Origin of the sequence: Xenorhabdus entomophaga (assembly GCF_037996725.1) — a bacterium.
GTDB lineage: Bacteria > Pseudomonadota > Gammaproteobacteria > Enterobacterales > Enterobacteriaceae > Xenorhabdus > Xenorhabdus khoisanae.
Map to the genome: position 1 here is coordinate 1 of NZ_JBBMXH010000544.1, position 223 is coordinate 223.

Genomic DNA, 223 nt, shown 5'->3' on the forward strand with positions numbered 1-223 from the left:
TTTTCTCCATCATAAAAACATCCCGTTGACCAACAACGAGGCGGAGCGGTGCCTGCGTGGCAGTGTGATCATGCGAAAAATCTGCTTTGGGACAAATTCCTATCGAGGTGAGCAGTACCGCTCCCGACTGCTGTCGGTGGTGGAAACCTGCAAACAACGGGGATTATCGGCACTGGATGTACTCAGTGAAATCGCGACAGCGGTGACCCGAAAACAGCCCTAT

At 52.5% G+C, this 223-nt stretch carries 1 pseudogene; it reads left to right on the forward strand.

Annotation, left to right across the window (positions count from 1 at the left end):
- Positions 1 to 223, forward strand: a pseudogene (locus AAC854_RS24000) (IS66 family transposase); the annotation flags it as partial.